The 14563-nt window shown below is 62.9% G+C and carries 12 protein-coding genes; 4 read left to right on the plus strand and 8 right to left on the minus strand.

Translation table 11 applies throughout. From position 1 onward, the window contains the following. Nucleotides 1-15: 15 nt before the first annotated feature. The 5 genes from RND78_RS05575 to RND78_RS05595 all read right to left on the minus strand — a co-directional run bounded on the left by RND78_RS05575 (nucleotide 16) and on the right by RND78_RS05595 (nucleotide 5954). Nucleotides 16-1056: a polyamine ABC transporter substrate-binding protein gene (locus tag RND78_RS05575; protein ID WP_312727274.1), complete on the minus strand. Its 1041-nt coding sequence runs from the start codon at nucleotides 1054-1056 to the stop codon at nucleotides 16-18. A gap of 169 nt (nucleotides 1057-1225) precedes the next feature. Beyond that, the gene (locus RND78_RS05580; protein ID WP_312726731.1) at nucleotides 1226-2323 is read right to left on the minus strand and encodes a polyamine ABC transporter substrate-binding protein; all 1098 of its coding nucleotides are present in this window, start codon (nucleotides 2321-2323) and stop codon (nucleotides 1226-1228) included. 107 nt (nucleotides 2324-2430) lie between these two features. Continuing rightward, nucleotides 2431-3789 carry an aspartate aminotransferase family protein gene (locus RND78_RS05585; RefSeq protein ID WP_312726733.1) on the minus strand — a complete coding sequence of 453 codons (1359 nt, stop codon included), beginning with the start codon at nucleotides 3787-3789 and terminating at the stop codon, nucleotides 2431-2433. Nucleotides 3790-3811: 22 nt separating this feature from the next. Then, complete coding sequence (locus RND78_RS05590; RefSeq protein WP_312726734.1) at nucleotides 3812-5170, minus strand: glutamine synthetase family protein; 1359 nt, start codon at nucleotides 5168-5170, stop codon at nucleotides 3812-3814. A gap of 34 nt (nucleotides 5171-5204) precedes the next feature. Further along, on the minus strand, nucleotides 5205-5954 hold the full coding sequence (locus RND78_RS05595; RefSeq protein WP_312726735.1) for a gamma-glutamyl-gamma-aminobutyrate hydrolase family protein: 750 nt from the start codon (nucleotides 5952-5954) through the stop codon (nucleotides 5205-5207). 406 nt (nucleotides 5955-6360) lie between these two features. Here RND78_RS05595 and RND78_RS05600 point away from each other — a divergent pair, with 406 nt between their 5' ends. Both RND78_RS05600 and aguA read left to right on the plus strand, forming a co-directional pair. Further along, nucleotides 6361-7737 carry a glutamine synthetase family protein gene (locus tag RND78_RS05600; RefSeq protein ID WP_312726736.1) on the plus strand — a complete coding sequence of 459 codons (1377 nt, stop codon included), beginning with the start codon at nucleotides 6361-6363 and terminating at the stop codon, nucleotides 7735-7737. Between the two features lie 220 nt (nucleotides 7738-7957). Then, nucleotides 7958-9055: an agmatine deiminase gene (aguA, locus tag RND78_RS05605; RefSeq protein WP_312726737.1), complete on the plus strand. Its 1098-nt coding sequence runs from the start codon at nucleotides 7958-7960 to the stop codon at nucleotides 9053-9055. Between the two features lie 59 nt (nucleotides 9056-9114). On the opposite strand, the gene RND78_RS05610 is transcribed toward aguA, so the two are convergent. The 3 genes from RND78_RS05610 to desA form a co-directional block, all read right to left on the minus strand. Continuing rightward, complete coding sequence (locus tag RND78_RS05610; protein ID WP_312726738.1) at nucleotides 9115-10479, minus strand: OprD family porin; 1365 nt, start codon at nucleotides 10477-10479, stop codon at nucleotides 9115-9117. A gap of 219 nt (nucleotides 10480-10698) precedes the next feature. Further along, nucleotides 10699-11676: a sensor domain-containing diguanylate cyclase gene (locus RND78_RS05615; RefSeq protein WP_312726739.1), complete on the minus strand. Its 978-nt coding sequence runs from the start codon at nucleotides 11674-11676 to the stop codon at nucleotides 10699-10701. A 113-nt stretch (nucleotides 11677-11789) separates the two neighbouring features. Continuing rightward, on the minus strand, nucleotides 11790-12983 hold the full coding sequence (gene desA / locus RND78_RS05620) for a delta-9 fatty acid desaturase DesA (RefSeq protein WP_312726740.1): 1194 nt from the start codon (nucleotides 12981-12983) through the stop codon (nucleotides 11790-11792). A 251-nt stretch (nucleotides 12984-13234) separates the two neighbouring features. On the opposite strand from desA, the gene oscA reads away from it, so the two are divergent. Together oscA and RND78_RS05630 are read left to right on the plus strand one after the other, a co-directional pair. Next, complete coding sequence (gene oscA, locus RND78_RS05625; protein WP_312726741.1) at nucleotides 13235-13420, plus strand: sulfur starvation response protein OscA; 186 nt, start codon at nucleotides 13235-13237, stop codon at nucleotides 13418-13420. A gap of 77 nt (nucleotides 13421-13497) precedes the next feature. Continuing rightward, nucleotides 13498-14499 (plus strand): sulfate ABC transporter substrate-binding protein, encoded by a 1002-nt coding sequence (locus RND78_RS05630; protein WP_312726742.1) that lies wholly within the window; start codon nucleotides 13498-13500, stop codon nucleotides 14497-14499. Nucleotides 14500-14563 lie beyond the last annotated feature (64 nt).

Consider the following 14563-nt stretch of genomic DNA (forward strand, 5'->3'; position numbering starts at 1 on the left):
TCCGCTTAGCGTTGGTTATTTGCCGGACTTGACTCGCGTCCAGCTCCGGGTCTCCAGGCGCAGGATCTGCGGGGGCAGCTCCTTCATGACGTACAGCTTGTCCATCACCGCTTGCGGGGGATAGACGGTCTCGTCCTGCCGCAACTCGGCATTCATCAACTCGCCGGCCTTGGGATTGGGGTTGGCGTAGCCGACGTAGTCACTGACCTTGGCGATCACCTCGGGCTGCAGCAGGTAGTTGATGAAGGCATGGGCCTCCCTCACGTTCTTGGCGTCCTTGGGGATGGCCAGGAGGTCGAACCAGAGGTTCGCGCCTTCCTTGGGAATCGCGTAGCCGATGTTGACGCCCTTCTTCGCCTCCTCGGCACGCGAACGCGCCTGGAACACATCGCCGGAATAACCGAAGGCCACGCAGATGTTGCCGTTGGCCAGGTCCGAGATGTACTTGGAGGAATGGAAGTAGGTGATGTAAGGCCGCACCTTGAGCAGTTGCGCCTCGGCTTTCTTGTAGTCGTCCGGATTGGTGCTGTTGGGGTCGAGCCCCAGATACTGCAGGACGGCCGGATAGACCTCATCGGGCGAATCCATGAAGGAAACGCCGCACTTGCTCAGCTTCTTGAGGTTCTCGGGTTCGAATAGGATGGCCCAGGAATCGAGCTTGTCGGTCCCCAGCGCGGCCTTGACCTTGTCGACATTGTAGCCGATCCCGTTGGTCCCCCACAGATAGGGGACGCCGTACTGGTTGCCCGGATCGCTCTTCTCCAGTTGCTTGAGCAGCGCCGGATCGAGATTCTGCCAATTCGGCAGCTGGCTCTTGTCCAGCTTCTGGAAGGCGCCCGCCTTGATCTGCTTGGCCAGGAAGTTGCTCGAGGGCACCACCACGTCGTAGCCGGTATGGCCGGCCAACAGCTTGCCTTCGAGGGTCTCGTTGGAGTCGAAGACGTCGTACACCGGAGTGATGCCGGTGGCCTTCTGGAAGTCCTCCAGGGTGGTCTCGCCGACGTAGTCGCTCCAGTTGTAGACGCGCACCGTCGGCTCGGCGACAGCGGTGCCCATGACGGTCAGGGTGGTCACGGCCAGCAGGGTTTTACGCAACGAAAGCACGGGCGGCTCCTTTCTTGGTGAGCGTCGCGGGGCGATGCCCTTTCAGCGGTCCAGACAGACGTACGGCACGCCGGAGGTGTCTCCGGCGTGCCGTCCTTTCATCCGCACGAGGCGGCAGGCATCACTTGCCGGACTTGATGGTGGTCCAGGTGCGCGTCATCAGACGCTGCGTCTTGGCCGGCAGGTCCGGGAAGGCGTACAGCTTGGTCATGGTTTCCTGGGTCGGGTAGATGCCGGGGTTGGTGCGGATCTCTTCGGCCACCAGCGGGGTCGCCGCCTTGTTGCCGTTGGGATACTGCACGTAGTCGCTGATCGCGGCGATCACCTTGGGCTCCATGATGTAGTTGATGAACTTGAGCGCACCCTCGGGGTTCTCGGCGTCCTTCGGAATGGCCATGGTGTCGAAGAAGGTACCGGCGCCTTCCTTGGGAATATTGTACGCCACGGTCACACCGTTCTTGGCGTCAGCCGCACGGGCCTTGGCCTGGGCGATGTCGCCGGAGTAGCCGACGGCCACGCAGACGTTGCCGTTGGCCAGGTCCGAGATGTACTTAGAGCTGTGGAAATAGGTGATGTACGGACGCACCTTGAGGAACAGCTCCTCGGCGGCCTTGATCTCCTTGGGATCCTGGCTATCCGGCTTGTAGCCGAGGTAGTGCAGGCCGGCCGGGATGATCTCGGTGGGCGAATCCAGCACGGCAACGCCGCAACCCTTGAGCTTGGAGAGGTTCTCGGGCTTGAAGATCAGATCCCAGGAATCCACCGGGGCGTTGTCGCCCAGCGCAGCCTTGACCTTGGCCGGGTTGTAGCCGATGCCGATGGTGCCCCACAGGTAGGGGATGGCGTACTGGTTGCCCGGATCGCTGACTTCCAGGGTCTTCATCAGCTGCGGATCGAGGTTGCCGTAGTTGGACAGCTTGGACTTGTCCAGCGGCTGGTAGACACCGGCCTTGATCTGCTTGGCCAGGAAGGAGTTGGACGGCACCACCACGTCATAGCCGGAACGGCCGGCCAGCAGCTTGGCCTCGAGGGTCTCGTTGCTGTCGTAGACGTCATAGACCACCTTGATGCCCGACTCCTTCTCGAAGTTGGCGATGGTGTCCTCGGCAATGTAGTCGTTCCAGTTGTAGACGTGCAGCACCTTGGGGTCCGCCGAGGCGTTGCCGGCGAAGAGGCCGGCCAGGCTCAGTGCTAGAAGAGTCTTGCCAAAAACATTCATGCGGTGGTGCTCCTCAAGTCATCGTTTGGTCTGTTTTTCTTGGTGCGCGGCCAGCGCCCGCGCGCAGTCTGGCAAGGTCCGCCGCTCGGCTCAAGCCTTGCAGGCCATCAGCCACGCTCGCGCAGCAGCGCGTGGGTCTGATCGAGACTGCGACGAGCCAGGATGACGAGTTCGTCGATGGACTCCGGAGTGATGACCAACGGCGGTGCGATGATCATGGTATCGCCCACCGCGCGCATCACCAGACCGTTGCGGAAGCAGTGCTCGCGACAGAGCATGCCTGCCCCGCCGGGGTACCGCGCCCGCGTCTTCTTGTCGCGTACCAGTTCCAGCGCCGCCACCATGCCCACGCCGCGGGTTTCCCCCACCAGCGGATGGTCGGCCAGCTCTGCCCAGCGCTTCTGCAAATAAGGTGCCGTGGTGCTGCGGACCCGCTCGACGATACCTTCGTCGCGCAGGATGCGGATGTTTTCCAGCGCCACGGCAGCCGCCACTGGATGCCCGGAATAGGTGAAGCCGTGATAGAACTCGCCGCCTTCGTCCAGCACCTTGACCACCTCGTCGCGCACGATCACCCCACCCATGGGCACGTAGCCGGAGGTAAGGCCCTTGGCGATGGGCATGAGGTCCGGCGCGTTGCCATAGTACTGGCTGCCGAACCACTCACCGGTGCGGCCGAAGCCGCAGATGACCTCGTCGGCGATGAAGAGGATGTCGTACTTGGCGAGGATCTCGCGTACCCGCGGCCAGTAGCTTTCCGGCGGGATGACCACGCCACCGGCGCCCTGGATCGGTTCGGCGATGAAGGCGGCGACCCGCTCCTCGCCCACCTCGAGAATCTTTCGCTCCAGCTGGTCGGCAGCCCAGACGCCGAACTCCGCCGGACTCATCTCGCCGCCCTCGCCGAACCAGTAGGGCTGCGGGATGTGGACGATGTCGGGCAGCAGGCCGCCCTGCTCGTGCATCGCCGCCATGCCGCCGAGGCTGGCGCCGGCCATGGTCGAGCCGTGGTAGCCGTTCCAGCGGCCGATGACCACCCGCTTCTCCGGCTGGCCCTTGATCGCCCAGTAATGGCGCACCAGGCGCAGCACGGTGTCGTTGGCTTCCGAGCCCGAACCGGTGAAGAACACATGGTTCATGCCTTCCGGGGCCAGCTCGGCGATGACTTTGGCCAACTCCAGCACCGGCGGGTGGGCGGTCTGGAAGAACAGGTTGTAGTAGGGCAATTCACGCATCTGGCGGCTGGCCGCTTCCACCAGCTCCTCACGCCCATAGCCGACGTTGACGCACCACAACCCGGCCATGCCGTCGAGGATGCGCTGGCCCTCGCTGTCCCAGAGGTGCACGCCCTGGGCCTTGGTGATGATGCGTGCGCCCTTTTCGTTGAGCTGGCGGTAGTCGGTGAAGGGCGCCAGCAGATGCCGGCGACTCAGGTCCTGCCAATGGGCGGTGGTAAAGGTAGTCACGAAGCCTCTCCTCGGATCGCGCTCAGACGCTGAGCAGCAGGAATTCCCGCTCCCACGAACTGATCACGCGCTTGTAGTTCTCGTGTTCGGCGCGCTTCACCGCGACGTAGCCGCGGGTGAAGCGATTGCCCAGGTAGCGTTCCAGGGTCGCCGACTGCTCCATACGCTCCAGCGCCGCCTCCAGGGTCAGCGGTAGGCGCAGATTGCGTCGCTCATAGCCACGCCCCTGAACCGGCGCGCTCGGCTCCACGCCTTCCACCATGCCCAGATAACCGCACAGCAGGCTGGCGCCGAGGGCGAGATAGGGGTTGGCATCGGCACCAGCCAGGCGATTCTCCACCCGGCGATTCTGCGGATCGGATTCCGGTACCCGCAGGCCGACGGTACGGTTCTCCTCGCCCCACTCCACGTTCACCGGCGCCGAGGTGTCGGGCAGGAAGCGGCGGAAGGAATTGACGTTGGGCGCGAACAGCGGCAGTGCCTCGGGGATGTACTTCTGCAGCCCGCCGATATGGTGCAGGAACAGCTCGCTCATGCTGCCGTCGGGATTGGAAAACACCGTCTTGCCGGTCTTCGAGTCCACCACGCTCTGGTGCAGGTGCATGGCGCTGCCGGGCTCGCCGGTCATGGGCTTGGCCATGAAGGTGGCGGTGACGTTGTGCTTGAGCGCCGCCTCGCGCAGGGTGCGCTTGAAGACGAAGATCTGGTCGGCCAGGTGCAGCGGATCGCCGTGACGGAAGTTAATCTCCATCTGGGCGGTGCCTTCCTCGTGGATCAGGGTATCCAGATCCAGCTCCTGGGCCTCGCACCAGTCGTACATGTCTTCGAACAGCGGGTCGAATTCGTTGGCGGCGTCGATGGAGAAGGACTGGCGGCCGGTCTCCTGGCGGCCGGAACGACCCACCGGCGGTTGCAGCGGATAGTCGGGATCATCGCTGCGCTTGGTCAGGTAGAACTCCATCTCCGGCGCGACGATGGGTTGCCAGCCACGCTCGGCGTAGAGCTTGAGCACCTTCTTGAGCAGGTTGCGTGGCGACAGCTCGATGGGGATGCCGCGCTTGTCGTAGGTGTCGTGGATCACCAGCGCGGTGGGCTCCAGTGCCCAGGGCACCAGGAACACCGCGCGGTCGTCCGGCCGGCAGTGCATGTCGATGTCGGCCGGGTCGAGCAACTCGTAGTAGATATCGTCGGCGACGTAATCGCCGGTCACGCTCTGCAAGAGCACGCTCTCCGGCAGGCGCATGCCCTTTTCGTTGAGGAACTTGGCGGTGGGAGAAATCTTGCCGCGGGCGATGCCGGTCAGGTCAGCGACCAGGCATTCCACTTCGGTGATCTTGCGTTCTTTCAACCAGGCGGTGAGCCGGTCAAGGGGGGTGCTCATAAAGACCTCGAAGGTTCGAGCGGGATAGACAGCATCAACGACCGGCAGCGCGCTCCTGGCAAGCGGTGCCGAACGCCTTGAACAGGGCAAGGTACACGGGATGGCTGCGCACCTTCCATTCCGGGTGCCACTGCACGCCGCAGGCGAAGGTGCGAGCGTCCTTGACCGAGACAGCCTCGATCAGGCCATCGGGGGCCAGCGCTTCGGCGCGTAGTCCGGGGGCGAGACGGTCGATGCCCTGGCCATGGATGGAATTCACCTCGAAGCGCGCCGGCAGGTCCAGGAACTCGAATAACCCACCCGGCTGGACCTCGACCGGATGGTGCAGGCCATAGTGCTCTTCCAGCGTTTCGCCACGCTCACGGTGATCCATGAAGGGACCGGCTTCGTGGACCTTCTGGTGCAGGCTGCCGCCGAAGGCCACGTTCATCTCCTGGAAGCCCCGGCAGATGCCCAGTACCGGCACGCCTGCCGCCACGGCGACGCGCAGCAGCGGCAAGGTCACGGCATCACGGGCGGCGTCGTGCAGGGTACCGGGTTCGCTGGGCGTACCCTGGTAGTGGAGGGGTTCGACATTGGAGGGCGAGCCGGTGAACAACAGGCCATCGAGCCGCTCCACCAGCGCCTCGGTGGCGATCAGATCGGCCAGGGCCGGGATCACCAGCGGCATGCCACCGGCGCCCTCCACCACCGCTCGCAGGTACTTGTCACCAGCGATGTGGAAGGGATGCAGGCCAAGTTGCTTGGTACAGGCTGTGACACCTATGAGCGGCAGCACGGGCATGGGACACCGGGGCGATCTGGAATCATCCGAGCCTAGTCTTGTTCGTTTTTTTTCACAACCACCGGCAAAAACTTTCGAGATTCTGCACAGACGGGCCTTGAAGCGGGTCATTTACGACCGGGGAATGCGCCAAAAACAGGCGCTCGCGCACCACCTGCGGGCAGGCTCGACCCCAGTTGACTTTGGCCTGCCTTTCGGATTGACTCCAATGTGGTAACTCCGCTGATTGATATTTTTAACAGGGGCGCTGACAAAGCGTCGGAGCGCAGGCGAGACCGTACTCTCAGGTCGCTGTCGGATCGACAGCGGGCACTCGTGCCCTCACTGCGGTTGGCCCACTGGGCAAACAGGCGCGTCAGGCGCTAACCGTTTTGTCGAGCGCAGCCAAAAGCAAAGGTGTTTCATCATGTCGGTACCCCCGCGTGCCGTTCGTTTGGATGAAGCGACCGACTTCCTCAGGGAACACCCCGAGGTCCAGTTCGTCGATCTTCTGATTGCGGATATGAATGGCGTGGTGCGTGGCAAACGCATCGAGCGCAACAATCTGCCCAAAGTCTTCGAGAAAGGAATCAACCTCCCCGCTTCGCTCTTCGCCCTCGATATCACCGGCTCCACCGTCGAAAGCACCGGTCTCGGCCTCGACATCGGCGACGCCGACCGCGTCTGCTTCCCCATCACCGACACCCTATGTATGGAGCCCTGGCAGAAGCGCCCTACCGCGCAACTGCTGATGACCATGCACGAGATGGAAGGCGAGCCCTTCTTCGCCGACCCCCGTGAAGTCCTCCGTCAGGTCGTCCAACGCTTCGACGAACTCGGCCTCACCGTTTGCGCCGCCTTCGAGCTGGAGTTCTATCTGATCGATCAGGAGAACATCAACGGCCGGCCGCAACCGCCACGCTCGCCCATTTCCGGCAAGCGGCCCCAGTCGGTCCAGGTCTATTCCATGGACGATCTCGACGAATACGCCGACTGCCTGCAGGACATCATCGACGGCGCCCGCGCCCAGGGCATCCCGGCCGACGCCATCGTCGCCGAATCCGCTCCGGCCCAGTTCGAGGTCAACCTCAAGCATGTCGCCGATCCGATCAAGGCCTGCGACTACGCCGTGCTGCTCAAGCGCCTGATCAAGAACGTCGCCTACGACCATGAGATGGACACCACCTTCATGGCCAAGCCCTATCCGGGCCAGGCGGGCAACGGCTTGCACGTGCACATCTCGCTGCTGGACAAGGACGGTCACAACATCTTCGCCGGCGAGGATCCCGAGCAGAACGCCGCCTTGCGTCACGCCATCGGCGGTGTGCTCGAGACCCTGCCCGCCTGCATGGCCTTCCTCTGCCCCAACGTGAACAGCTACCGCCGCTTCGGTTCGCAGTTCTTCGTGCCCAATGCACCGAGCTGGGGCCTGGACAATCGCACCACCGCCCTACGCGTACCCACCGGCACCCCGGAAGCCCACCGCATCGAGCACCGGGTGGCAGGCGCCGACGCCAACCCCTACCTGCTGCTGGCTGGCGTACTGGCCGGCGTGCACCACGGCATCACGCGGCAGATCGAGCCCGGCCCGGTCACCGAGGGCAACTCCTACGAGCAGCACGAGCAGAGTCTGCCGAACAACCTGCGCGACGCCCTGCGCTACCTGGACGACAGCTCGGTGATGGCCGAGTACATAGATCCCAAGTACATCGACATATTCGTCGCCTGCAAGGAGCACGAGCTGGAGGAATTCGAACACTCCATCTCCGACCTCGAGTACAACTGGTACCTGCATACCGTGTGAGCCCCGCCTTGCCGGTCGCTCTTGAATCGATCGGCAAGGCTCCTCCACTCGCGATCCGTGGCGCCGTTGCCTCCCGCATCGCTGACGCTCCGTACCACTCAGGAGATAGACTGCGGACCTCGCGCGCCCCTTTACGCGCCGGCTGCAGCCCTCTCGGACGCTCCCGCGCCGACTGCCCCGCACCCTCCAACGCCCGAAGACTCTGACGGAGAGCCTTGCCATGACCACCCTCACCACGCCGCGTGCCGACGGCTTCCACATGCCGGCCGAATGGGCCGACCAGCGCCAGATCTTGATGGTCTGGCCCGAGCGCCCCGATAACTGGCGCCTCGGCGGCAAGCCAGCGCAGGCAGCCTTCACCGCGGTCGCCCAGGCCATCGCTCGCTTCGAACCGGTCACCGTCGGTGCCTCCGCAGGCCAATACGAGAATGCCCGGGCGCGCCTGCAGCACCCGAATATCCGCGTGGTGGAAATCAGCAACGACGACGCCTGGTGCCGCGACACCGGTCCCACCTTCGTCAGTGACGGCCAGGGCGGCGTGCGTGGCGTGGACTGGAGCTTCAATGCCTGGGGCGGCCTGGACGGCGGCCTGTACTTCCCCTGGCAGCGCGACGACCAGGTGGCCGGCAAGATCCTCGCGATCGAGAACCTGCAGGGCTATCGCACGCCGGACTTCGTCCTCGAGGGCGGCTCCATCCACGTGGACGGCGAAGGTACCCTGATTACCACCGAGGAATGCCTGCTCAATCCCAATCGCAATCCACATCTGGATCGCGCCGAGATCGAAGGCTACCTGAGCGACTACCTGGCGGTGGACAAGGTAGTCTGGCTGCCCCACGGCCTCTACAACGACGAGACCAACGGCCACGTGGACAACTTCTGCTGCTACGTGCGGCCTGGGGAGGTACTGCTGAGCTGGTGTGACGACGAAGCGGATCCCAACTACAGCCGCTGCCGCGAGGCCCTGGCCGTGCTGGAGCGCGAGACCGATGCCCGCGGTCGCCCCTTCAAGGTCCACCGCATCGTCACTCCCGGCCCGCTGTTCGCCCGCGAGGAGGAATGCCGCGACGTGGACGCCTGCCTGGGCACCCAGCCCCGCCGTGCCGGGGAGCGCCTGGCAGCCTCCTACGTCAACTTCCTCATCGTCAACGGCGGCATCATTGCCCCGACCTTCGACGTCCCCGAGGACGCCGAAGCCCTGCGCACCCTGCAGGCCTGCTTCCCGGACCATGAAGTAGTGCAGGTGCCCGGTCGTGAGATCCTGCTGGGGGGTGGCAACATCCACTGCATCACCCAGCAGCAGCCGACCGGTCGCTAAGTCTGGCGGAAACGAAAAAGCCCGTCTTGCGACGGGCTTTTTCTTGACCTGGACGCGGCTTAGAGCAGCGGCAGGGTGTAGCTGACGATCAGACGGTTCTCGTCCTGATCACGCTGGGTAGCGGCCGGCAGGTCGGTACGCAGCATGGCGTTACGCCAGGTGAAGCCCAGACCTTTCAGCTGGCCTTCCGGAATGACGTAGCTGACGGTCAGGTCGCGTTCCCACTCCATGAAATCACTGCCAGCGGAGGTGCGGATGTTGTCGCCGCGCTGATAGATGACACCAGCGGTCAGGCCCTTCACGCCCAGCTGACCGAAGTCATAGGAGTAGCGAGCTTGCCAGGTGTCTTCGCCGGAACGGGTGAAGTTGTTGATCTGGATATCGGTGATGGTGTAGGTCGAAGCGCCACCAGCCTCGTTCAGATACGGGAAGTTGCTGTCGCCGCTGGTGTTCTGGTAGCCCAGACCCAGGGTGTGGCCGTAAATGGAGTAGGTGAACAGGCCGCTGTAGAGACGGTTATCCACTTCGCCACGGGTACGGGTGCCACCATAGTAGCCAGAAGAAGCATACAGGGCGCCTTGGGTATCGGCGTCCTTGTTATCGCCATTGCCCTTGCTATTGAAGTAGCGCAGGTCGGTCTTGAAGGTACCGTCGCCCAGCTTGACGGCATGGGTCAGACCCAGGAAGTGCTGGTTGTAGAAGTCTTCCAGCTGACCGAAGTAGTACTGTAGGGTCAGGTCTTTGGTGACCTTGTAGTCACCGCCGATGAAGTTGAACTTGTTGCTGTCACGTGCAGTGGTACCGCTGTTGGAGCCAGCGATGGACAGTTGGTCCTGATCGGTGGAGTTACGGTTTTTCGCGCTCTGCAATTGGCCGCCGGTCAGGGTCAGGTCCTTGATGTCCTTGGACGTCACCTGAGCACCTTGGTAGGTCTGCGGCAGCAGACGACCGTCGTTGAAGACCACAACCGGCAGCTTGGGCATCAGGGTGCCGTAGCGGAACTCGGTTTCGGAGATCTTCATCTTGGCGGTAGCACCAAGGCTGGAGAACTCGTCTACGGAGCTGTTGTCCGTCTCACGCGGGAACATGGTACCCGGCTGGTTGGAGTTGGTGGAGCGACCAGCATGGCCGCTGCCGTCAAGGCGCAGACCCAGCATGCCGATGGCGTCGACACCGAAACCGACGGTGCCCTGGGTGAAGCCCGACTGATAGTTCAGCAGGAAGCCCTGGCCCCACTCCTCGACCTTGGAGGGATTACGGGCAGCGTAGGAGGCTTCGTTGCGGTTGTCGTTGTTGTAGTAGAAGTTGCGCAGGCTCAGCGTGGCTTTGCTGTCCTCGATGAAGCCGGCGGCTTGCGAGGCGGCGATCAGGGACAGGTTCAGGCAGGCTGCGGAGACCGCAACCACCAAGGGCTTCTTGACCATATGTGCTCCAAGGGTAAATCGTTGTTATGCAGTCACCAGAGGTGTCAGCGCCTGCTGGTGAAATGCCCGACGGGCCATGCGGAAGGGAAAGCTAGAGGGCTTTTGTTTCAATTTGAGGAATTTTCCGTGCCTGATCGACTTTTTGATTGCGATCTCCAGCACAGTCCCCCCGCCACTGTCTTCCACGTTGCGAAAGCTAATTGCAAAAAAGCGTTTCGTCTAGCCGTGAACGATCTGATCTTTACCTTGCCGCTTGGCTTGGTACATGGCCTCGTCCGCGCGTACGTAGAGGGTATCCAGCGAAACATCCCCCTCACGCAGTACAGCCAAACCCTGACTGATGGTTACTTTGAGTGGACCATCGGTCGTGGGGACCGCGAGCTGCCGAACCGCGCGTTGTAGACGGCTTCCGATCTGCAGGGCGAGCTCTGCATCGCAACCGGGCAGCAGCAATGCGAACTCCTCACCGCCGATGCGGCCGAACAGGTCGCCGCGGCGGGTGGTCTGGACCCCGCATTCAGCAACACGCTGTAACACCTGATCGCCCATCTGGTGGCCGAAGCGGTCGTTGATCTTCTTGAAGTCGTCGATGTCGAGCAACAGGAAAGCCAGGGACTCGCCTTCGCTCTGGGCGAACTCGAAGGCGCGCTGCGCGCTCTCGAAGAAATGCCGGCGATTGCTGCTGCGAGTCAGCACGTCGGTGGTGGCAAGCCGCTGCAGCTCCTCCTCCATGCGCTTCTTTTCGGTGATGTCTTCGGCGATGCCTACCACCAGCAGGGGCATGCCAGCCTCGCTGCGCTGGCTGACGAAGCACTTGTCGCTGAGCCAGCGAATCTCGCCGTCGGCGCGGATGATACGGTACTCCCGCGACTCCACGGCGCCCTGCTCGATCACCTGCTCCAGCGTGCGCTGGGCGTACTCGAGGTCATCCGGGTAGATATTGTTGAGCCAGGTGCTGTAGTCGCTCAGCACCAGCGACTGGGAGCGGCCGAAGATCTGTTCGTACGCGGGGCTGACGTAGATGATCTGCCGCGTGCGCCAATCCAGTGCCCAGAGCACGGCGTTGACGCTTTCTAGGAGCGCGCTGAACAGCTGCTCACGATCACGCAGGCGGTCTGTCTCGGCCCGGGCATGCAGCAGAGCCAGAAGATTCTCTTCCGGGGTGGGAAGAGCAGACAGCAGGGGTTGTTCGTCCATATACAAATGCGCCTACGCGGGGTCCTGAGGGAATTAGAGCCGATCAGAGCCCGCCAGGTTCAATCAGTGCACGGCGCAGCCCGCCGCTTCGGCGGGCTTTTGTGAAGCCCTTCTCAGGCGGTCCCGGCAGGCCTCAGGGAGTAGGTCTTCAGTTGCTCGGCGAACTCCCGCAGGGACTGGATGCCACTGGCTTCCGCCTCGCCGATCCACTGCCGGGTCGCGGCCAGCATGTCGTGTCCGTTGGCACTGGTGCGCGCCCAGATCTGTTGCAGCGCCAGGCGCTTTTCGTAGATCAGCCTGAGCGCCTGGCTGTGCTCGAGCAGTTCATCGATACGTACTTGATGACGGGCTTTGAGCAGGCTGGTTTCGCGCGCCAGCAGGCCACGAGCACGGCGGAACAACGGACGCTGGGCGGCGGCGGCGCTGCCGCGTTCCTGACGCAGCAACGGGCCGATCACCTGCTTGCGGTACTGGGCCATGATCTGGAAGCGGTTGTTGAGGATGGCCATGGCGGTATCCATGTCCAGCTGTCCCTTGCCCTCGATGCGATGGGCGATGGGCGCGATGCGATTGACCTTGGCCAGGCGCAGCCAGGTGAACAGCTTGATCCAGGCCCAGCCCATGTCGAATTCCCAGCGCTTGACCGACAGCTTGGCCGAATTCGGATAGGTGTGATGGTTGTTGTGCAGCTCTTCACCGCCAATGACGATGCCCCAGGGCACCAGGTTGGTGGCGGCGTCGCGGCATTCGAAGTTGCGATAACCCACCGCATGGCCCAGGCCATTGACCACACCGGCGGCCCAGAAGGGAATCCAGACCATCTGGATCGCCCAGACGGTGAGGCCCAGGGCCCCGAACAGGGCGACATCGATCAGCAGCAGCAGGACGACGCCCAGGTTGCGGGTGCGCGGGTTGGAATAGAGCTTGCGCTCGATCCAGTCGTCCGGGCAGTTCTTGCCGTAGATACGCAGCGTCTCGGCGTTGCTCGCCTCGGCCTTGTACAGTTCGGCGCCACGGCGAACCACCGTGGCCAGCCCCTTGTGCACCGGGCTGTGGGGATCGTCCACGGTTTCGCACTTGGCGTGGTGCTTGCGGTGGATGGCAGTCCACTCTCGGGTGTTCATCGCCGTGGTCAGCCACAGCCAGAAGCGGAAGGCGTGCTTGAGCGCAGGGTGCAGCTCCAGCGAACGGTGGGCGGAGTAGCGATGCAGGTAGACGGTGACGCTGACGATGGTCAGGTGAGTCAGCACCAGGGTGACTACCACCAGTTGCCAAACCGTCAGGTCGAGCAGGCCGTTATAGCTCATGGACGCAGAGGACCTCGCGCGAGATGGGTAATGCAGCTGTCACGGAAAGTTCAGTGAACAGGTGTTCGCGCATTATTGCCGGCATGGGCGAGAAATCCAGCCCTCCCTTTTGCTACACAACGTGTCCTTCACAGAGCGTTAATTCTAAAAATGCATAAACAAAGCATTATTAGCAATTTTAAGAAATAAATATCGACCCCCTAAGATGGCGCCACCTCTTCGCCAACCACCTCATCCGAGGACGCCATCCCATGAGCCCCGTTCCGTTCCGCAGCCTGGAAAACCAGGACGAAACCGCACTGCTCCGCGACATTCAGCAGGCCCTGAGTGGCCTCAGGTTCGGCGCCATCGAGATCACCGTGCACAATGGTCAGGTGGTGCAGATCGAGCGTAAGGAAAAATTCCGGCCCCAGACCGGCCAAGCAAACAAGCACTGAGTTTTCGAGGTTAGCGGACGAGCGGGCAAGGCGCCTGCCAGACGGTGTCCGGCTTTCCAACTTCAAGGAGCGTTTCCATGTCCATTCGCCGTTTCGCCCTGGCCGCGCTGGCCAGTGCCCTGTTCGCCAGCTCGGTCCACGCCGTCGAGCTGCTCAACGTGTCCTACGACCCGACCCGCGAGCTCTATCAGCAGTACAACGCCGCTTTCGCCAAGCACTGGAAGGCCGAGACCGGTGAAGACGTGACCATCAAGAATTCCCACGGCGGCTCCGGCAAGCAGGCACGCTCGGTGATCGATGGCCTGCAGGCCGACGTGGTGACCCTGGCGCTGTCGGGCGATATCGATGCGCTGAATCTGCACCAGCAACTGGTCGATCCGAACTGGCAGAAGCGGCTGGCAGACAACAGCACGCCCTACACTTCCACCATCGTCTTCCTGGTGCGCAAGGGCAATCCCAAGGGCATCAAGGACTGGGACGATCTGGTGAAGAAGGATGTCCAGGTCATCACCCCCAATCCCAAGACCTCCGGCGGTGCCCGCTGGAACTTCCTCGCCGCCTGGGCCTATGCCAAGGCCAAGTACGGCAGCGATGCCGAGGCATTGAAGTTCGTCACCGAACTCTATCGCCACGCCCCGGTACTGGATACCGGCGCTCGCGGCGCCACCATCAGCTTCGTGCAGCGCCAGTTGGGCGACGTGCTGATCGCCTGGGAAAACGAAGCCTATCTGTCGCTCAAGGAAGAGGGCGGCGACCAGCTGGAAATCGTCACCCCATCGCTGTCGATCCTGGCCGAGCCGCCGGTCGCGGTGGTGGACAAGGTGGTCGACAAGAAGGGAACCCGCAAGCAGGCCGAGGCCTACCTGCAGTACCTCTACAGTCCCGAGGGCCAGCGCATCGCCGCGCAGAACTTCTATCGACCCCGCGATGCCAAGGTGGCAGCGGACTTCAAGGACCAGTTCAAGCCAGTCAAGCTGGTAACCATCGATAAGGAGTTCGGCGGTTGGAAAGAGGCGCAGCCGAAGTACTTCGCCGATGGCGGCGTGTTCGACAAGATCTTCGCCGACATCAACAAGTAACCTCCGCGCCGGGACGGCTCCCGCTGACCGGCCCGGAACAGGTATCGTTGCCCCCTCTGCGCCC

This window comes from Pseudomonas oryzihabitans, from assembly GCF_032027545.1.
Lineage (GTDB): Bacteria > Pseudomonadota > Gammaproteobacteria > Pseudomonadales > Pseudomonadaceae > Chryseomonas > Chryseomonas oryzihabitans_F.